At 65.4% G+C, this 19,545-nt stretch carries 19 protein-coding genes and 1 tRNA gene; 16 read left to right on the plus strand and 4 right to left on the minus strand.

What is annotated here, in order from left to right:
* Positions 1-20 precede the first annotated feature (20 nt).
* The 16 genes from RA164_RS02815 to RA164_RS02890 all read left to right on the plus strand — a co-directional run bounded on the left by RA164_RS02815 (position 21) and on the right by RA164_RS02890 (position 14,283).
* Positions 21-734 (plus strand): YebC/PmpR family DNA-binding transcriptional regulator, encoded by a 714-nt coding sequence (locus RA164_RS02815; protein WP_329742461.1) that lies wholly within the window; start codon positions 21-23, stop codon positions 732-734.
* A gap of 93 nt (positions 735-827) precedes the next feature.
* Positions 828-1,391, plus strand: coding sequence for a crossover junction endodeoxyribonuclease RuvC (gene ruvC, locus RA164_RS02820; RefSeq protein ID WP_329742462.1), 564 nt, complete (start codon positions 828-830; stop codon positions 1,389-1,391).
* Complete coding sequence (gene ruvA / locus RA164_RS02825; RefSeq protein ID WP_329742463.1) at positions 1,388-1,987, plus strand: Holliday junction branch migration protein RuvA; 600 nt, start codon at positions 1,388-1,390, stop codon at positions 1,985-1,987. The genes ruvC and ruvA overlap by 4 nt, the downstream gene beginning before the upstream one ends.
* Positions 1,988-2,002: 15 nt before the next feature.
* Complete coding sequence (locus RA164_RS02830; protein ID WP_329742464.1) at positions 2,003-3,925, plus strand: potassium transporter Kup; 1,923 nt, start codon at positions 2,003-2,005, stop codon at positions 3,923-3,925.
* Between the two features lie 28 nt (positions 3,926-3,953).
* A complete protein-coding gene (locus RA164_RS02835; RefSeq protein WP_329742465.1) occupies positions 3,954-5,843 on the plus strand; it encodes a potassium transporter Kup in 1,890 nt (629 codons plus the stop codon).
* A gap of 145 nt (positions 5,844-5,988) precedes the next feature.
* Entirely contained in the window at positions 5,989-7,032 is a 1,044-nt protein-coding gene (gene ruvB, locus RA164_RS02840) for a Holliday junction branch migration DNA helicase RuvB (protein WP_329742466.1), read from the plus strand.
* 110 nt (positions 7,033-7,142) lie between these two features.
* Complete coding sequence (ybgC, locus tag RA164_RS02845) at positions 7,143-7,568, plus strand: tol-pal system-associated acyl-CoA thioesterase (RefSeq protein ID WP_329742467.1); 426 nt, start codon at positions 7,143-7,145, stop codon at positions 7,566-7,568.
* Between the two features lie 35 nt (positions 7,569-7,603).
* On the plus strand, positions 7,604-8,290 hold the full coding sequence (tolQ, locus tag RA164_RS02850; RefSeq protein WP_329742468.1) for a protein TolQ: 687 nt from the start codon (positions 7,604-7,606) through the stop codon (positions 8,288-8,290).
* A gap of 14 nt (positions 8,291-8,304) precedes the next feature.
* Complete coding sequence (tolR, locus tag RA164_RS02855; protein WP_329742469.1) at positions 8,305-8,745, plus strand: protein TolR; 441 nt, start codon at positions 8,305-8,307, stop codon at positions 8,743-8,745.
* A 1-nt stretch (position 8,746) separates the two neighbouring features.
* On the plus strand, positions 8,747-9,664 hold the full coding sequence (locus RA164_RS02860) for a cell envelope integrity TolA family protein (protein ID WP_329742470.1): 918 nt from the start codon (positions 8,747-8,749) through the stop codon (positions 9,662-9,664).
* 8 nt (positions 9,665-9,672) lie between these two features.
* Positions 9,673-10,992, plus strand: a complete 1,320-nt coding sequence (gene tolB, locus RA164_RS02865) for a Tol-Pal system beta propeller repeat protein TolB (RefSeq protein ID WP_329742471.1) — start codon at positions 9,673-9,675, stop codon at positions 10,990-10,992.
* A gap of 260 nt (positions 10,993-11,252) precedes the next feature.
* Positions 11,253-11,765, plus strand: coding sequence for a peptidoglycan-associated lipoprotein Pal (gene pal / locus RA164_RS02870; protein WP_329742472.1), 513 nt, complete (start codon positions 11,253-11,255; stop codon positions 11,763-11,765).
* Complete coding sequence (ybgF, locus tag RA164_RS02875) at positions 11,765-12,607, plus strand: tol-pal system protein YbgF (RefSeq protein ID WP_329742473.1); 843 nt, start codon at positions 11,765-11,767, stop codon at positions 12,605-12,607. Before pal ends, ybgF begins: the two co-directional genes overlap by 1 nt.
* A 9-nt stretch (positions 12,608-12,616) precedes the next feature.
* Positions 12,617-13,309 carry a 7-carboxy-7-deazaguanine synthase QueE gene (queE, locus tag RA164_RS02880; RefSeq protein WP_329742474.1) on the plus strand — a complete coding sequence of 231 codons (693 nt, stop codon included), beginning with the start codon at positions 12,617-12,619 and terminating at the stop codon, positions 13,307-13,309.
* A gap of 151 nt (positions 13,310-13,460) precedes the next feature.
* On the plus strand, positions 13,461-14,147 hold the full coding sequence (queC, locus tag RA164_RS02885; RefSeq protein ID WP_329742475.1) for a 7-cyano-7-deazaguanine synthase QueC: 687 nt from the start codon (positions 13,461-13,463) through the stop codon (positions 14,145-14,147).
* A 60-nt stretch (positions 14,148-14,207) separates the two neighbouring features.
* Positions 14,208-14,283: transfer RNA gene (locus tag RA164_RS02890), tRNA-Lys, on the plus strand.
* 49 nt (positions 14,284-14,332) lie between these two features.
* Here RA164_RS02890 and RA164_RS02895 read toward each other — a convergent pair.
* The 4 genes from RA164_RS02895 to RA164_RS02910 all read right to left on the minus strand — a co-directional run bounded on the left by RA164_RS02895 (position 14,333) and on the right by RA164_RS02910 (position 19,443).
* Entirely contained in the window at positions 14,333-16,204 is a 1,872-nt protein-coding gene (locus RA164_RS02895; RefSeq protein WP_329742476.1) for a family 43 glycosylhydrolase, read from the minus strand.
* Positions 16,205-16,425: 221 nt separating this feature from the next.
* Positions 16,426-17,121 carry a TVP38/TMEM64 family protein gene (locus RA164_RS02900; RefSeq protein ID WP_329742477.1) on the minus strand — a complete coding sequence of 232 codons (696 nt, stop codon included), beginning with the start codon at positions 17,119-17,121 and terminating at the stop codon, positions 16,426-16,428.
* On the minus strand, positions 17,118-17,681 hold the full coding sequence (locus RA164_RS02905; RefSeq protein ID WP_329742478.1) for a nucleoside deaminase: 564 nt from the start codon (positions 17,679-17,681) through the stop codon (positions 17,118-17,120). Before RA164_RS02905 ends, RA164_RS02900 begins: the two co-directional genes overlap by 4 nt.
* 4 nt (positions 17,682-17,685) lie before the next feature.
* Positions 17,686-19,443: a glutamine--tRNA ligase/YqeY domain fusion protein gene (locus tag RA164_RS02910; RefSeq protein WP_329742479.1), complete on the minus strand. Its 1,758-nt coding sequence runs from the start codon at positions 19,441-19,443 to the stop codon at positions 17,686-17,688.
* Positions 19,444-19,545: the final 102 nt, after the last annotated feature.

Consider the following 19,545-nt stretch of genomic DNA (forward strand, 5'->3'; position numbering starts at 1 on the left):
ATTGTTCAGGTTTGCCAGCCATGGGTAGAGGCCCGTCGATCGAAGGCCGCAAGAATGCCGAGGACGCCAAGCGCGCCAAGGTATTCACCAAACTGATCCGCGAAATCACCGTCGCCACGCGTGCCGGTGTGGCCGATCCGGCGCTCAACCCGCGGCTGCGGGCAGCGGTGGACAAGGCGTTGTCGGCCAACATGCCCAAGGACACCATCGAGCGCGCGATCAAACGTGGCTCGGGAGCCGATGGCGCTGGCGAGGAAATGCGCTACGAAGGTTACGGCCCGGGTGGCGTGGCGCTGATCATCGACTGCTTTACCGACAACCCCACGCGTACCGTGGCCGATGTCCGTCATGCGCTGTCCAAGAGCGGCGGCAACCTGGGCACGTCCGGGTCGGTGGCGTTCCAGTTCACGCGCTGCGGCGAACTGGCGTTCGCCACCGGTGGTGACGAAGCCGTCGAGGAAAAGGTGCTGGAGGCCGCCCTGGAGGCGGGCGCCGACGACGTGGTCAACGAAAACGGCGAGAGCACCGTGCTGTGCGCGCCGGAGGATTTCGAGTCGGTGCAGCAGGCACTGTCCGCCGCAGGGCTCGAGGCCGAGCACGCCGGCGTCAGCATGCGCCCCAACAATCGTGTGGCCGTGTCCGAGGATGTGGTCGAGGCACTGACCACGCTGCTGGACAAGCTGGACGCGCTGGACGATGTCAGCGAGGTCTATCACAACGCCCAGCTGCCGTGACGGGAATGTGGGCGGGGCATCGGGAGTAAGGTGGATGGCCAGGCGCAACCGGTTGCATGACCGGGTCGTGTGCCGTATTCATCCGACCGGACCATGAAGACCGTGCCCGCCCCCGCTTCCGCTACCCCGGCCGTGTCGCGTGTGCGCATTGTCGGCATCGACCCCGGCAGCCAGCGCACGGGCGTGGGCATCATCGACGCCGACGCGCAGGGTCGCCTGACGCACGTGTTCCACGCGGCGCTCGTGGTGGCGGGCGAAGCCAGCTTCCCGTTGCGCCTGAAACGCATTTTTGACGAACTGGGTGAGATCATCGCCGCGCATCGGCCGGACGAGTGCGGCATCGAGCGCGTATTCATGGCGCGCAATGCCGATTCGGCCTTGAAGCTGGGGCAGGCGCGTGGGGCTGCGATCTGCGCGGTAGTCAGTCAGGGGATCGTGGTGCACGAATACGCGGCAACGGAAGTAAAGCAGGCAGTGGTCGGGAGCGGCCGTGGCGACAAGACCCAGGTGCAGCACATGATCGGTGTGCTGCTTGGCCTGAAGGGTCCGCTGCAGGCGGATGCCGCCGACGCGCTGGCGATCGCGGTCACGCATGCGCACACGCGTGCCAGCATCGGCCGTATCGGCATCCCTCGCAGCGCCTGGAGGCGGCGATGATCGGCCGCCTGCGCGGAACTCTGGTATCCAAGCAGCCGCCATGGCTGCTGCTGGAGGTGGGTGGCGTCGGTTATGAGCTGGAAGCGCCGATGTCCACCATCTACGACCTGCCTGGCCTGGGCCAGGAAGTGGTGCTGCTCACCCATTACGCGGTGAAGGAGGACAGCGCTGCGCTGTACGGATTCCTGCAGGAATCCGAGCGTGCGCTGTTCCGCAACCTGCAGAAGGTGTCGGGCATCGGCGCGAAGATTGCGCTGGCGGTGCTCTCGGGCGTGTCCACCGACCATTTCGCGCGGCTGGTACAGGCCGGCGATGTGGTGGCGCTGACCAAGATCCCCGGCATCGGCAAGAAAACCGCCGAGCGCATCGTGGTGGAGCTGCGCGATCGGGTCGATGGTCTGACGGTCAGCCTTCCCGGGGTTTCGGGCCAGCCGGCGGGAGCGCCGCTGGATCCTGCCGGCGAAGCCACCGTGGCGCTGCAACAGCTCGGCTACAAGCCTGCCGAGGTGACGCGGATGGTGCAGAAGGTGGTGGTCGAGGGGGACAGCGCGGAAACCATCATCCGCAAGGCGTTGCGTGCCGCACTGGGCGGCTAGGTCATTGGAATCGGCATGAGTGAACAGTCAAAGACGGCACCGCCCGCACAAGACGCCGGAGACGGCGAGCTATTGCACGGCAGCAAGCAGGCACTGATCCTCGGCGCCATCGGTGTCGTGTTCGGCGACATCGGCACCAGTCCGCTGTACACCATGCACGAGACCTTCCTGCCGGAGCATGGCCTGCACCCCTATCCAGCGACCGTGCTGGGCATTCTGTCGCTGGTCACCTGGTCGCTGATCATGGTGGTGGCGGTGAAGTACGTGAGCCTGGTGATGCGCGCCGACAACAAGGGCGAAGGCGGCATCATGGCCCTGATGGCGCTGGCACAGCGCTCGGTGGGCAGCTCCACGCGCATGCGCAAGCTGGTGGTGCTGATGGCGGTGCTGGGAGCCGCGCTGTTCTTCGGCGACGGCGTGATCACGCCATCGATCTCGGTGCTCTCCGCGGTGGAAGGCCTGAAGGTGACGACCCCTGCACTGAGCCACTGGATCGTGCCGTTGACAGTATTGGTGCTGCTCGGCCTGTTCTGGCTGCAGCGGCACGGCACGGCGCGGGTGGGAGCGGTGTTCGGTCCGGTGATGGTGCTGTGGTTCCTCAGCCTTGGCGTGATCGGCGTATGGAACATCATCCAGGCGCCGGAAGTGCTGTGGGCGCTCAACCCCTGGTACGCAGTGCGGTTCTTCATGACCCACGGGGTCGCGTCGCTGCTGGCGCTGGGCTCGGTGGTGCTGTGCGTGACCGGTGCCGAGGCGCTGTACACCGACATGGGGCACTTCGGGCGCTTCCCGATCCGCGCGGCCTGGTTCGGCTTCGTGATGCCGGCGCTGCTGCTCAACTACTACGGCCAGGGCGGACTGCTGCTGCACCACCCGGAGGCGATCAGCAACCCGTTCTACCACTCGGTTCCCGTCTGGGCCCAGTACCCGATGATCGGCCTGGCCACAATGGCCACGGTGATCGCCTCGCAGGCGGTGATCTCCGGCGCCTTCACGGTGACGCGCCAGGCGATCCAGCTCGGCTTCGTGCCCCGGATGCAGGTGGTGCATACCTCGCGCGAGGCGATCAACCAGATCTTCCTGCCCTGGGTCAACCGTGCGCTGCTGATCGCGGTGATGTTCACGGTGGTGTTCTTCGGCTCGTCGTCGGCGCTGGGTGGCGCCTATGGCATCGCGGTTACCGGCACCATGGCGATCGATACCACGTTGACCATGATCGTGGCCCGCCGCATGTGGCACTGGAACCGGGCGGCCGTGATCCTGACCGGGCTGGTGCTGCTGTCGATCGACCTAAGCTACTTCGGCGCCAACACGCTGAAGATTCCAGACGGCGGCTGGTTCCCGCTGGTGCTCGGCCTGTTCCTGTTCACCGTGATGACCACCTGGCGACGCGGTCGCGAACTGGTGATCCGCGAGATCAAGCAGGGCGGTCTGGCGCTGGCGCCGTTCATCGAGAACATCAGCGAGCATCCGCCTCTGCGGGTACCCGGCACGGCGGTGTTCCTGACCGCCAACCAGGAGTCGGTGCCGCACGCGCTGCTGCACAACCTGAAGCACAACAAGGTGCTGCACGAACGCAACGTGCTGTTGACGGTGGAGGTGCTCGAAACGCCCATCGCCGAGGCCGACGAGCGCATCCACATCGACGACCTCGGGGGCGAGTTCTACGGCCTTGGACTGCGCTTCGGCTTCGCCGAGGATCCGAATGTGCCGCTGGCGCTGGCGCAGTGCGCGCGTACCGGCCTGCCGTTCGACATGATGGATACCACTTTTTTCCTGTCGCGCGACAATATCGTCGCCGACAAAGGGCGGCCCGGCATGGCGTTGTGGCGGGACAAGCTGTTTGCGTTCCTGTCCCGCAATGCGCTGCCGGCCACGGCGTTTTTCCAGATTCCCGGCAACCGGCTGATCGAGCTGGGTGCACAGGTCGAGATTTGATCCGCACGTACGGACCGGAACCCCTTCCATGAGCCAATCCACCTCTTCCGGCGGTCTTCCGCCGCGCCTGGCGGCGCTTGCGCTGGGCGCCATCGGCGTCGTCTATGGCGACATCGGCACCAGCCCGCTGTACACCCTGCAGACGACCCTGAGCCACGACGGCATGCGGCCGACGCCGGTGAGTATCTACGGTGTGCTGTCGCTGATCTTCTGGTCGCAGTTGATCGTGGTCTCGCTGAAGTACGTCGTGTTCATCATGCGCGCCGACAACCGCGGCGAAGGCGGCATCATGGCGCTGATGGCGCTGGCGCAGCGCTGCGTGCGCGAGCAGCCCAGAGTCCGCTGGCTGCTGGTCACGCTGGGCATTTTCGGCGCCTCGCTGTTCTACGGCGACGGCGTGATCACCCCGGCGATCTCGGTGCTCGGCGCGGTCGAGGGCGTGAAGGTGGCGGAGCCCGGGATGGCGCACTGGGTGGTGCCGATCTCGGTCGTGGTGCTGCTGGTGCTGTTCTCGGTGCAGCGTTTCGGCACCGAAAAAGTCGGCCGTCTGTTCGGGCCGGTGATGCTGGTCTGGTTCGTGGCGATTGCGCTGTTCGGCATCCACATGATCGTGCGCAATCCGGCGGTGCTGTGGGCGCTCGACCCCATGTACGGCGTGCGCTTCTTCCAGGTGCACGGAATGATGGCCTTCATTTCGCTGGGCGGCGTGGTGCTGGCACTGACCGGTGCCGAGGCGCTGTATGCCGACATGGGGCACTTCGGTAAGAAGCCGATCCGGCTGGCCTGGTTCAGCTTCGTGCTGCCGGCGCTGACGCTGAACTATTTCGGCCAGGGTGCGCTGCTGCTGGAGCATCCCGCCGCGATCGACAACCCGTTCTTCAAGCTGGTGCCGCATGTGCTGCTCTACCCGATGATCGGGCTGGCCACGGTGGCGGCAGTGATCGCCTCGCAGGCGGTGATTTCCGGCGCCTTCTCGATGACCCGCGAGGCGATGTCGCTGGGGTATTCGATGCGCATGCCGGTGCTGCACACCTCGCGCGAGATGTCCGGGCAGATCTTCGTGCCGTGGGTCAACGGCTTCCTGCTGGTGATGGTGCTGGTCGCGGTGCTCGGGTTCCGCAGTTCCGACAACCTCAGTGCGGCCTACGGCATCGCGGTGACCGGAACCATGGCGATCACCACCCTGCTGGCGCTGGTGGTGGCCCGCCGCCAATGGCACTGGAACGGTTTCGTGGTGGTGCTGGGCGGCATCGTGCTGCTGGCCATCGACCTGTCGCTGTTCAGTGCCAACGTGATCAAGATCGATCATGGCGGCTGGTTCCCGCTGGTGCTGGGGCTGGGCGTGTTCGTGCTGATGACCACCTGGCGCCGCGGTCGCGAGCTGGTGGTGCGCGAGATCAAGCAGGGCGGCCTGGCGCTGGCGCCGTTCATCCAGAACATCGGCGAGCATCCGCCGATCCGCGTGCCGGGTACGGCGGTGTTTCTCACCGCGAACCAGGAGGCGGTGCCGCACTCGCTGCTGCACAACCTGAAGCACAACAAGGTGCTGCACGAGCGCAATGTGCTGTTGACGGTGGAGATACTCGAAACCCCGGTTGCCGAGGCCGACGAGCGCATCCGCATCGCCAGCCTGGGTGGCGAGTTCTACAGCATCGAGCTGCAGTTCGGTTTTGCCGAGGATCCGAACGTGCCGCTGGCCTTGTCGCAATGCGCCCGCAACGGCCTGCCGTTCGACATGATGGACACGACCTTCTTCCTCTCGCGCGAGACCGTGGTCGCGCACAAGCGGCGTCCCGGCATGGCACTGTGGCGCGACAAGCTGTTCGTGTTCATGGCGCGCAACGCACTGCCGGCGACCGCGTTCTTCCAGATTCCCGGCAATCGCCTGATCGAGCTCGGCGCGCAAGTGGAGATCTGATCCGTTCGGTCAGCGGAACCTGGGCGGTCTCCGCCCGGCCAGGCGAGTCGGGGACGTGCCGGACGCACTTTCCCGACAAAATGAAGCAAGCCGGATTTGACAGGCAGTTCGTCCATTTCCCGGCATGTGCCGCCATAATGTCCCCATGACCGATACCCGCATCGTGACCGCCGCCACCCAGTTCGACGACGAGGCGCTGGAGGCGTCCATTCGCCCGAAGCGGCTAGCCGAGTATCTCGGGCAGCAAGCGGTGCGCGAACAGCTCTCGATCTACATCGAGGCCGCGAAAAAGCGCGGCGGGGCGCTCGACCATGTGCTGATCTTCGGTCCGCCGGGTCTGGGCAAGACCACACTCAGCCACGTGATCGCCAACGAGCTGGGCGTCAACGTGCGCTCCACCTCCGGCCCGGTGCTGGAGCGTGCCGGCGATCTGGCCGCGCTGCTGACCAATCTCGAGCCGCACGACGTGCTGTTCGTGGACGAGATCCATCGCCTGTCGCCGGTGGTCGAGGAAGTGCTCTACCCGGCGATGGAAGATTTCCAGATCGACATCATGATCGGCGAGGGACCCGCGGCACGTTCGATCAAGCTGGACCTGCCGCCGTTCACCCTGATCGGTGCCACCACCCGTGCCGGCCTGTTGACCGCACCGCTGCGCGACCGCTTCGGCATCGTGCAGCGACTGGAGTTCTATTCGGCGGATGAGCTGACTGCGATCGTGCGGCGTTCGGCGCGCATCCTCGGCATCGATTGCGAGGTGGAGGGGGCGCAGGAAATTGCGCGCCGCTCGCGCGGTACGCCGCGTATCGCCAACCGCCTGCTGCGACGGGTCCGCGACTATGCCGAAGTGCGCGCCGGTGGACGCATCACGGTAGCGGCGGCCCAGGCGGCCACCGACATGCTTAAAGTCGATGCCGAAGGCTTCGACGAACTCGATCGTCGCCTGTTGACCATCATTATCGAGAATTTCGACGGCGGCCCGGTGGGCGTCGAATCGCTGGCGGCCGCACTGAGCGAGGATCGCGGCACGCTGGAGGACGTGGTCGAGCCCTACCTGATCCAGCAGGGCTTCCTGGTCCGCACGGCACGAGGTCGCATGGCCAGTGCCCGCGCCTGGCGTCACCTGGGGCTGAGCCCGCCGCCGCGCCGTCCCGCGCCCGGCGACCTGTTCGCCGAAGGGCAGGGCTGAGCCGGCTCCATTTTCGGCTTCCATCCGCGACGCGGCGAAACCGCGCGGTTGCCGGTATGCTTTGAGGCTGGACCAAACGGTCCGACCTCCCGTCATGTCTCCCGGTTTCCATGTCCCCAGCAACCGTCCAGCCGTCCGAACCGTTTCGTTGGCCCGTCCGCGTCTATTGGGAAGACACCGACGCCGGCGGCGTGGTCTATCACGCCAGCTACCTGCGTTTCATGGAGCGTGCCCGCAGCGAGTGGCTGCGCGGGCTGGGGGTGGATCAGTCGGCCCTGCGCGAGGCCACCGGACTGGCCTTCATGGTGCGCCACATGCAGCTGGACTTCCTGCGCCCGGCCCTGCTGGACGATGAACTGCAGGTAACGGTAGCCGTCCAGGAACGGCGCGCAGCCAGTATCCTTTTCGCCCAGTCGATCTACCGGCCGGACGGCACGGAACTCATCCGTGCGCTGGTGCGGGTGGCATGCGTGGACTTGCGACGCATGCAACCGGCACGCATCCCGGACGGCGTGATCCCTGGCGTCGACCCCTGAACACAACAACCCTCGCGGCGGAGCACCCCCAAGCAATGAACGGTGGAATGAACATTTTCTCGCTGATCGCGGATTCCAGCTGGCCGGTCAAGGCCGTGCTGCTGGTACTGCTGGGCTTCTCCTTCATGTCGTGGGTGATCATCGTGCGCAAGTACGTGCAGATGAAGGCCGCGATGTCCGACGCCGAGGCGTTCGAAGAGCGCTTCTGGTCCGGTGCCGACCTGGCCCAGCTGTTCCGTGAAGTGAACGGGCGCGGCGCCGAGAACGGCGGCATGGAAAACATCTTCGAGTCCGGCTTCCGCGAGTTCGCCCGCCAGCGCCAGCGCCGCGTGCACGACCAGCGCATCGTGATCGAGGGCGCCGAGCGTGCGATGCAGGTCACCGTGACCCGCGAAGTCGGCCTGCTCGAGCGCAACCTGGAGTTTCTTGCCAACGTCGGCTCGATCAGCCCCTACGTGGGCCTGTTCGGCACGGTGTGGGGCATCATGGGCGCGTTCCAGGGCCTGGGCCAGATCAAGGACGTCACCATCGCCGTGGTCGCGCCGCACATCTCCGAGGCACTGATCGCCACCGCGATGGGCCTGTTCGCCGCGATTCCCGCGCAGTGGGCCTATAACCGCTATGCCAACAAGGTGGAGCGGGTGGCCTCGCGCTACGACGTGTTCCAGGAGGAGTTTTCCTCCGTGCTGCAGCGGCAGATCCAGTCCGACGACGCAGCCTGAGCAGGAGCACCCGCATGCGTTCCGCGCGACCCTCAAGGCGCCACAAGCGCTTCAAACTGAAGTCAGAGATCAACGTCGTCCCCTACATCGACGTGATGCTGGTGCTGCTGATCATCTTCATGGTCACCGCGCCGATGATCAACGCCAGTGTCGACGTCAACCTGCCCCAGGCCGATGCCAAGGCGCTGCACACCAAGGAAGAGCCGGTCATCGTCGAGGTCGACCGCAACGGCAACTTCTTCCTGCGCAAGAGCAAGCATGACCGCGACCCGGTGACGCCCGAGCAGCTGAAGGTGGAGATCGGCGCTATCGTCAAGGAAAACCCGGATGTCAGCGTGCTGGTGGCAGGCGACCAGTCCGGCAAGTACAACGGCGTCTACCAGGCCCTGACCGACCTGCAGCAGGCGGGTGTGTCCAAGGTCGGCCTGATGAGCACGCCGGAGTCGGGCAAATAGAATGCGCGACCGTAACGCGACCCCGTTGGCGGTGGTCGTCTCCGCCATCCTGCACCTGGGCATCGTGGGATTCCTGTTCCTGGCGACGCTGCCTTGCACCAGCTACGAAAGCCTGTTCCAGGCGCTGCACCTGCCGCAGTGGATGAACCGGATCACCTGTTCGCCGCCCTTGCAGTTGCAGGGGCCGGTGATCGAGGCGACCCTGGTGGGGCCCACCACCAGCCCGCGGCCGAAGGCGAGCAAGGCGAAGCCGCAACCACATACCCAGCCACCACCGCCCAAACTGCCACCGCCGACCCCGCCGCCGACGCCCGCGCCCAAGGTCAAGACCCTGCCGCCACCGCCGGTGCATCCGGACGTGAAGGACCAGGAACGGGTGGTCGAGCAGGGCCTGCAGAAGGCCGAGGCCGACCGCGTGCAGAAGGAGCGCGAGCGCCAGCACATGGCCGAACTCGACGCCCAAGCGGCCAAGCGCAAGGAAGAGCTGAAAAAGGTCGACGAGCTGTTCGCCAAGATGGATGCGGCGGCCAAGAACACGCAGAAGCTGGATTCGGCGGCCAAGCGGCAGCAGGCGGACCTGAAGAAAGCCCAGGCCAACCTTCCCAAGGGCGACCAGCTGCAGAGCGGGACCGGGGCACTCGACAGTTCCCTGGTCGACCGTTATGCAGCGGCGATTCAGAACGCAGTCACACCGAATTGGTTAAGGCCGGATAACATGCCGAATGTTCCCTGCAAGGTTCATATCGTGCAGTTGCCCGGTGGCCAGGTGATGAGCGCCAAGGTCGACCCCAGCTGCCCGTACGACGATGCCGGCCGACGCTCCATCGAGAATGCGGTGCTGCGGACCCGGACCTTGCCCTACAAGGGGTTCGAGAAGGTGTTCAGCCGCAGTATCACCCTCACTTTCATGCCGCGATAATCCAGTCCATGCGTAAATCCAGCTCGTTGTTCGCCCTCGTTCTGCTGGTTCTGGCGGCGTTTGTCGCGATTCCGGCATCCGCGCAATCGCTCAATGTCGACATCGTCGGTGGCCTGAAAACGGCAACGCCGATCGTGGTGGTACCGTTCGCGCAGCCGTCCGGCGCACCGTTGCCGACCGATGTGGCTGCCGTGATGCGTAACGATTTCAACCGTTGTGGCAAGTTCCGCGCGCTGGCCAAGAGCGAGATCGTCGAGCAGCCGACCAAGGGCTCAGAGATCAAGTTCGCCACCTGGCGGCTGCTCAAGCAGGATTACATCGTGGTCGGCCGCATCACCGACGCCGGCAACGGCAAGGTGCAGGTCGAGTACGAGCTGTGGGACGTCAACAAGCAGCAGAGCCTACTGCACCAGGAAATGCCGCCGGCCCCGATAGGCGACCTACGCGGCGTGGCGCACCAGATCGCCGACATCATCTACCAGAAGATCACCGGCGTGCGTGGCGCGTTCTGGACCCGGATCGCCTACATCACGGCGGTGGGTCTGGGCGACCACATGACCTATTCGCTGGTAGTGGCCGATTCGGACGGCTACAACCCGCAGGTGGTAGCCCGTTCGCACGAGGCGCTGCTGACCCCGCGCTGGTCGCCGGACGGCAACAAGATCGCCTACGTCTCGTTCGAGAGCGGCAACTCGGCGATCTATGTGCAGAACATCATCACCGGCGCCCGTACCCTGATCTCCGGTCGCCCCAAGGGCATCAACGGTGCCCCTGCCTGGTCGCCCGACGGCACCAAGCTGGCCATGTCGCTTTCCTACCAGGGCAATCCCGAGCTTTATGTGATGGACCTGGCCACCCACAAGGAAACCCGGCTGACCCATAACCTGGCGATCGATACCGAACCGGTCTGGTCGCCGGACGGCAAGAGCATCTATTTCACCTCCGACCGTTCCGGCCGGCCGCAGATCTACAAGATGCCATCCACCGGCGGCACGCCGACCCGGGTCACCTTCCAGGGGCAGAGCAACTACGACGCCGACATCAGTTCGGACGGCAAGCAGCTTGCGATGGTGCAGGCGAATGGGAACGTGTATCGTATTGCCATCATGGACATGAGTTTGGGTGGCCAGGTCCGCTATATCTCGCCTGGCCCATTGGATGAGTCGCCGAGTTTTGCGCCGAACGGTAGCATGCTGCTGTACGCCTCCAGTGCCGGGCGTCACGGCGTGCTTTATGCCGTTTCCGACGACGGCAAGGTCAGGCAGCGTCTGGTGCTTGCGGATGGCGATGTGCGCGAGCCGGCCTGGGGACCTTATCGGACGCATTGAATCAGGCTCGGTGGCGGCTGGATGAGCGCCGTCGAGTGTCCTAGGAAGGGGGCCGAGGCCGTTCAATACGTCCCCGGTATCGGGCCGCGGCATATTTGCCGTGGCCTGTTGTACTGAGGTTGCCGCAATCGACCGCGCGACCGGACTTTAAGCAAGTTGTTGGACCCATAAAAATACAGCCGGACCACCGGCGACTGTTGTCCCGTAACCGCAATCGTCATTGACTGTCCGAACTCAACCCGTTTGAAGGAACGTTCACCATGAATAAGACCGTTCGCGTCGCCCTGGTCGCCCTGCTTTGCGTTGGCGCGGCCGCATGCAGCAAGAAGCAGGAAGTGAAGCCGCAGCAGCCGCCGGCTCCGGTCCAGCAGGCCCCGGCACCGGCCCCCGTCAGCAACGGCAAGTACACCCCTGCCGATCTCGAGACCGATGCCTGCCTGAAGCAGCGCGTCGTGTACTTCGACTTCGACAAGTCCGAGATCAAGCCGGAATTCCAGCAGATCATCGCTTGCCACTCGAAGTACCTGCAGGACCGTCCGACCGCCCGTATGCGCCTCGAAGGCAACACCGACGAGCGCGGTACGCGTGAGTACAACCTGGGCCTGGGCGAGCGTCGTGCCGACGCCGTGGCCAGTGCCATGGAAGCCGACGGTGCTTCGGCCAGCCAGATCAACGTGATCTCCTACGGCAAGGAAAAGCCGGTGTGCCGTGAGCACAACGAGGACTGCTGGAGCAAGAACCGCCGCGTCGAGATCGTCTACACGGCCGAGTAATGAAACACCCACTGGCTTATCGTTTCATGGCCAGTTTCGGCACGGCGGGCGCCCTGGCGTCCGCCGTGCTGTTTATGGCCCCGTTGCATGCACAGGATGCGCGCCTGAGCCTTGCCGACCGGGTGACCCGGCTCGAGCAACTGGCACAGAGCCGCGACCAGACCAATTTCAAGCTGCTGAACCAGCTGCAGCAGATGCAGTCGCAGATTCAGCAGCAGCAGGGCCAGATCGAAGTCCTGCAGCACCAATTGCAGGACATGCAGGACACCAGCAAGGCGCAATATCTGGACCTGGATTCCCGCGTGGGGCGCCTGGAAAAGGCTGCCGCCCCGGCCAGCGGCCAGCCTGCCGCGGCATCGTCGGCACCGAGCGCATCCGCCTCGTCAGCGCCGGCACCGGCTGCCGCGACCGTACCGAGCAAGGCCACACCCGCGCCCAGTCGGCCCACGGCAGCAATGCAGAAGGCCTACGAGGCGGCGTTCAAGGACGTGACCTCCGGTCATTACGTGGATGCCTCGCGCGGCTTCCGCGACTACATCGAGAAGTACCCGGTCAACACACTCACGCCGAATGCCTTCTACTGGCTGGGCGAGTCGTACTACGCGACCACCAATTATCCTATCGCGCTGCAGGCGTTCCAGCACCTGCTGCAGCAGTTTCCGGACAGCGAAAAGGCTCCAGCCGCGCTGCTGAAACTGGGCTATACGCAGCAGGCGCTGAAGCAGCAGCCTGCTGCCGAAGCCACGTTGAAAGCGGTTGTCGCCAAGTACCCCGGAACCCGTGTCGCAGAACTGGCCAAGGAACGGTTGCACCAGATGGCGCAGCCGCCGGCCGCTCGTTGAGGCCGATGCATGGCTGACGAGCAGCTCGAACAGGCGCCCGATGCGCAGACGCCCCCGCTGGCCGAGCGGCTGCGGATCACCGAAGTCTTCCACTCGGTGCAGGGCGAGGCCGATGCGATCGGCTGGCGGACCGTGTTCGTCCGCCTGACGGGGTGCCCGTTGCGCTGTGTGTGGTGCGATACCGAATACTCCTTTTACGGCGGTGGCTGGCGCGCCATCGACGACATCCTTGCCGAAGTGGCCAGTCATGGCGCGCGGCACGTCTGCGTGACGGGCGGCGAGCCGCTGGCGCAGAAGCGCTGCCTGGTACTGCTTGAACGCCTCTGCGACGCGGGCTACGAGGTTTCGCTGGAGACATCCGGCGCGCTCGACGTGGCCAGAGTGGATGCACGGGTGCGCAAGGTGATGGACCTGAAGGCGCCCGACTCCGGCGAAAGTGCGCGCAACCTTTGGTCCAATCTGGATCACCTGTTGCCGCATGACCAGCTGAAGATCGTGATCGCCAGCCGAGGTGACTATGAGTGGGCCCGTGACAAGGTCGCCGGGTACGCGCTTGATCAGCGCTGCATGGTGCTTTTTTCGCCGGTACATGGCGCAGTCGAGCCGCGTGAACTGGCGGAGTGGATCATCGAGGACAAGTTGCCCGTGCGCTTCCAGTTGCAGCTGCACAAGTTGCTCTGGAACGACGCGGCCGGGCATTGAGCAAGGAGGCGGATGACGACGCGTGCGCCCGCGGGGGCCGCCCGTCGGTGCTGCATCAGCTCCATCCGCTTTGGTCTTACGCGCGCTGGCCTGTGTTGCCGGTGGCGCTTTCCCGGTCGGTATCCGGCCGTACATCAGTGGACGAAAACCCATGTCTGAAACATCTCTCCGCAAGGCCGTCGTGCTCGTTTCCGGCGGCATGGACTCGGCCGTAACCGTGGCGCTTGCCCGCGAACAGGGCTTCCAGGTGCATGCGCTGAGCGTGGCCTATGGCCAGCGGCACGAGTCCGAACTGGCCGCGTCGGAACGCGTGTCCACGATGCTGGGCGCGGTCGAGCACAAGGTGGTGCATGTGGACCTGCGCAGCATCGGCGGCTCGGCGCTCACCGCCGATATCGACGTGCCGCTGGACGCTGCTGGCTCCAACGCGATTCCGGTGACTTACGTGCCGGCGCGCAACACCATCATGCTGTCGATCGCGCTGGGCTGGGCCGAGGTGCTCGGTTCGGCGGACATCTGGTGCGGGGTCAATGCGGTGGACTACTCCGGCTACCCCGATTGCCGACCGGCCTTCATCGAGGCGTTCGAGCAGCTTGCCAACGTGGCCACCAAGGCGGGCGTTGAGGGGGCGGGCATCCGTATTCACGCACCGCTGATGGCGATGGGTAAAGCCGATATTGCCCGCGAGGGGCTGCGCCTGGGCGTGGACTTCGCGCAGACGGTGAGCTGCTACAAGGCGGATGCCGAAGGCCGCGCCTGCGGTCACTGCGATGCCTGCCTGTTGCGTGCGCAGGGCTTCCGCGAAGCGGGGCTGCCCGATCCCACACGCTACGTGTAAGTCGTCTTGGCTTGTGCCGCCAACGCATAGCCCATAAAATCGTCGGCTTGCCTGGTCATCGGGCCGTTAGCTCAGTTGGTAGAGCAGTAGACTTTTAATCTATTGGTCCCGAGTTCGAGTCTCGGACGGCCCACCAGCAAAAGAGGATCTGCATCGCGCAGGTCCTCTTTTTTTGTGCGCGATGCCTACAGCCGGATCACGCGCGACAACACCGACACACCGCGTTCGTCGAAGGCTTCGACGGCCACGTAATAGGTGACTGTCTTGTTCAGCGAGGTCAGTTCGAGTCGCGTCGGGTGATCGGCAAAGCGCTGGTAGGTCTCGTACAGCCGGTTCGGGGCAATGCCCCAGCGCACGTTGTAGCCGACCGCGCCGGGAACCGGATTCCACGCGATCGTGGCGTCACGACGGTCTGCCATGCGTGTCGCGGACACCAGCTTCGGCGCAGCTGGTGGCGGTCCGTCCTCGTTGCCGAACACACGCAGGCCGGCAATCGCCAGGTGGTGCGCACCCACATGGCCGTGCACGTAGCGGATATAACGCACACGTGCTGCCGGGTCGATCTCCATATAGGCGTTGGGTCGGTCGCGGGTCGATCGGGAAAGATCCGCAAGCATGCTCCAGTGCTTCCCATCGAGCGAACCCTGGAGCTGGAAGCGGGTATAGATGTCCGGTGCATCGCCGTAGCGGCCGGACTTGTAGTCGGCAAAATCGACCTGGATTGCATGCACCGTACGTGGGCCGCCAAGGTCGACGGTGAGTGTCTGGCCAGGTGCAGTGCTGGCGGCAAGCCAGAAGGTACGCGGGTTCTCGTCGAATGCATCGCTGGCCGGATGGCCCGGCATCGCCGAGGAAGCAAAGGCGTGCTTGCGGTAGGACAACAGCATCCAGCCGGTGAACGTGCTTTCACCGGGGCGCAGTGGATGGTCGGGCATGCGGTGGGGGAAGTCGCCGAAGCGGGTGTCGATCCACATCTGTCCATCGGCGTCGAAGCCTGCCGGGAACAGGTCGATACGACGCTCGAACTTCCAGTTCAGGCCTATCCACGAGGTGCCGGTGTTCCAGTAGTTGCCATGGGCATCGCGGAAGGTGGAGCCATGGCCGGCTCCGGTGGCGAAACCGCCCGGCTTGTAGCCGACCGGGTTGTAGGGGGCGTAGTGGAACGGCCCCAGTGGGCCGTCGCCTACATAGACGCCCGTGGCATAGACGTTGTATTCGGTACCCGGCGCCGCGTACTGCAGGTAATAGCGCCCCGCGTGGCGGTTCATCCAGGCGCCCTCGATATAGGGTGCGATGCTGGCGTCGCTGTGGTCGCGGCCGAAGCGCTCCCAGCCATGCTGCTCGGGGTCGGCATGCAGCAGGGGTTGCGGCTTCGTGACGAAGTGCAGGCGCTTGCCTTCGCCAGCGGCGGTGTCGTCCAGGCGCAGGTCGAGCTCGGCGCCGTAGAGCGGATAGATGTTGGACGAGTCCCAGTACAGATACGTCTTGCCATCCCTGTCCAGGAACAATCCCGGATCCCAGGGCCCGGGCGGCAGCTGGCCGGGACCGACCGGGCTACCCTCGCTGACCGCGCCGGGCACCGGGGGCAACCGGCGGGTCCAGAACTTCCAGTGGCCGTGCGCCGGGTCGGTGGAGTAGAGCAGCGGCCGCGGGCCCATCGCCGCCTGCATCAGGAAAAGCTTGCCGCCGGCAACCAGTGTCGCCGGGGCAACCTCGCTGTCGAACGGCCAGCGATCCGGTTTGACGAAACGCCAGTGCACCAGGTCGGTCGAGCGCCAATAGCCATCGGCCAGCGTCAGGAACAGGTAGTAGGCATGCTTGTATCGCACCACCGCGGGGTCCGCGCCGGTGCGATACGAGATGCCCAGGTTCATCTGCTCGAAGTTGTAGCGGTAATCGATGTCGACCGGGTTGGCCCAGGTATGTCCCTGGGTCGGGGCAGCGTGGGCGATTCCGCCACGCACCGCCAGCGCGAGTACGAATGCGAATGCCGCGCAGCTCCCGATCCATCGTGCCAGGCGCGCCGTTCGGGGTGGGCTGGTGAGGTAGTTGGGCATGATGGCACGGTCCTGGCGGGAGCTCCCGGGCATCGCTGCAATGTCGCGGAGGCAGGCGACGATGGGGCGGAGCGTGCGGCAACGTAAACGTTTTCATGCGCGAGTGTCAACGCGCAGTGCATCAAGGAGGGACGGCTGCTGGCGGTGGTGAAGCCGGATGAAATGGGCTGCCGCATGGGGCGTATGCACGCGTGAGCGGTGCAGGGCCGGAGGCCGGCGGGTCAGTGCTGGCGACTGCGGATGCGCTCCAGCACCAGTGGCGACAGCGAGAGCAGCGCCAGTACGCTCAGCGGCAGCAGAACCGCGGGGTCGAGCAGAAGATGGATGCCCAGGTGTCCGCCACGGTCCAGTGCCTTGCCCAGCCCGGCACCGATCGAGCATTCGAACACCAGCATCAGGGTGCCGCCCAGCCAGGTGGTTGCCAGGAACAGCCACAGCGGGCAGCGCAGCCAGGCCAGCGCCACGGTGAGCAGGCCGAACGGTGCCACCGGTATCAGACGCAGGAACAGGGTGTAGCTGACCGGATGGCGCTCGTAGCCATGGTGCAGGGTGTCGATGATCGCTGGCGGATGCTTGCTGCCGCTGCCGAAGGCATAGCGGCTGGCGAGGTAGAGGATCAGCGAGCCCAGGGTCAGCCCGACCGACGACGACAGGGTGGCGTCGACCGCGCCGAAAGCGAAGCCGCCGGCCAGGATCATCAGGATCATGCCGGGAACCCCGGTCGCCGTGACCAGGGTGAGCAGGCCGATATAGGCCAGCCGGCTCAGCCAGGGGTGGGCGGCGATCCGCGCATGCAGTTCATGCTGGTGGGCAATCAGCTGGCTGGGGTGCAGCCGGTCGAAGCTGCCGGAAGCGAACAGCAGGATGCCGGCAAGCACCAGCAACAGCAGTGGCAGCGCGGCGCGCAGGCGTTTCAATAGGACTGCCCGGCGGCGCCGTACTCGGCAAGCACCGCGCGTGCGCGGTCACGCAGGATGTCACGGCGCACCGCAATGCCGCGGCGTTGCAGTTCGCCGATCCAGTCGTTCGGCAGCGGGCCCTCGTCGAACTCGGTGAGGGCTTCCACATCTTCGGAACGGGCGCCGATCAGCAGTTCGTCGATCCCGGCCCACACCGTGGCGCCGTAGCATTGGCAGCATGGCTGCGCACTGGTGGCGAGGGTGTAGCGGGTGCCCTGCGCATTGAGTCGGAAACTGGCCAGGCGCTGTTGCGCGAGCATGTAGGCCAGCATCTCGGCGTGCGCCACCGAGCAGGTCTGCGGGATCACGCGGTTGGCGGCAGCGGCGATCAGGCGGCCATGCTCGTCGAACACCGCGGCTCCGAACGGACCGCCGGTACCCAGTGTGATATTCCGCTGCGACAGCTCGATGGCCAGGCCCACGCGTTCCTCATCCGTGTGGTAGCGGCGCGAGGTGTCGGCCACCTCGCTGATCCACGGCGGCAGGGTCAGGTGCAGCTGGAGTGGCAGTAGGGACACGGCATCAGCCTCCTGCTTGCTTTGCCCAGGTATCGCGCAGGGTCACCACGCGGTTGAATACCGGTGCGCCGGGGCGATGATCAATGCGGTCGGCGACGAAATAGCCCAGGCGTTCGAACTGGAAGCGTTGTTCCGGTTCGGCGGCTGTCGCGGCAGGTTCCAGCCAGCCCTGCACCACGCGCTTGGCATCCGGGTTGATGTGGCTGGTCCACGGCTGCCCATCGTCCTCGTTGTCGGGGGCGGCCACGTTGAACAGGCGGTCGTACAGGCGCACCTCGGCAGCCACCGCATGCCGGGCGCTGACCCAGTGGATGGTGCCCTTCACCTTGCGGTCGGCACCGGGCAGGCCGTGCCGGGATTCCGGGTCCAGGCTGACGCGCAGCTCGATGACCTGGTCGTCGGCGTCCTTGATCACGTCCTCGCACTTCACGATACCGACGCCGCGCAGGCGGACTTCACCGCCGGGCACCAGCCGCTTGAAACCCTTCGGCGGCACTTCGGCGAAGTCCTCGCGCTCGATCCAGACCTCGCGCGAGAACGGCACGTCGCGCGTGCCGAAGTTTTCGTCCTTGGGGTGGTTGGGGAAGCTGAGCGTCTCGTCGTGGTCGTCCGGAAGATTGGTGACGACCAGCTTGAGCGGGTCGAGCACGGCCATGCGACGTGGCGCATGGGTATCCAGGTCCTCACGGATGCAGGCCTCGAACACGGCGTAGTCGATCACGCTGTTCTGCTTGGAAATGCCCACGCGCTCGATCAGCAGGCGGATGCCGGCCGGGGTGAAACCGCGCCGGCGCAGACCGCGCAGCGTGTTCATGCGCGGGTCGTCCCAGCCGTCCACGAAGGCCTCGTTCACCAGCTGTGCGAGCTTGCGCTTGCTGGTGATGCAGTAGCTGAGGTTCAGGCGCGAGAATTCGATCTGGCGTGGCGTGGCCGGCTGCGTTCGGATGCCGGCATCGGCCAGCGGCTGCCACAACTCGGGGTGGCTGGGCAGGTCGACATTCGCCACGCACCAGTCGTACAGCGGACGATGGTCCTCGAACTCCAGCGTGCACAGCGAATGGGTGATGCCTTCGATGGCGTCCGACAGCGCATGCGCGAAGTCGTACATCGGATAGATCGGCCAGCTGTCGCCGGTGTTCTGGTGGGTGACCTTGCGGATGCGGTACAGCGCCGGATCGCGCAGATTGATGTTGCCGGCGGTCATGTCGATCTTCGCGCGCAGGGTGCGGCTGCCATCGGCGAATTCGCCCGCGCGCATGCGCTTGAACAGGTCGAGATTCTCCGCCACCGGGCGGTCGCGGTAAGGCGAGTTGCGGCCCGCTTCGGTGAGCGTGCCGCGGTATTCGCGCACCTGCTCGGGCGAGAGGTCGTCGACGTAGGCCTGGCCGTTCTCGATCAGCCGGATGGCGGAGCGATAAAGCACCTCGAAGTAGTCCGAGGCATGGCGCAGCTCGTGCCAGTCGTAACCCAGCCAGCGCACGTCTTCCTTGATGCCCTCGACGAATTCCGGGTCTTCCCGGCCGGGATTGGTGTCGTCCAGACGCAGGTTGCACCAGCCGTCGAATTCGCGCGCGATGCCGAAGCTCAGGCAGATCGCCTTGGCATGGCCGATATGCAGGTAACCGTTCGGTTCCGGCGGAAAGCGGGTGTGGATGGCGGCATGCTTGCCACTGGCCAGGTCCTCGCGAATGATCTGGCGAATGAAGTCGCGCGGCTCGGCATTGCTATCGGTGGCGGGCTTGGCAGCGGAATCGTTGGACATCGGGCAGGAACCGGCAGGCGGATTGGAGACCGTCAAGTTTACCCTGTCCCATGCGGAGGTTTCTGCTTTGGCGTCAGCTTGGCCGGAGGAATCGGACTCCTG

It is taken from the genome of Dyella sp. A6 (assembly GCF_036320485.1).
In the GTDB taxonomy this organism is placed as follows: domain Bacteria; phylum Pseudomonadota; class Gammaproteobacteria; order Xanthomonadales; family Rhodanobacteraceae; genus Rhodanobacter_A; species Rhodanobacter_A aluminiiresistens.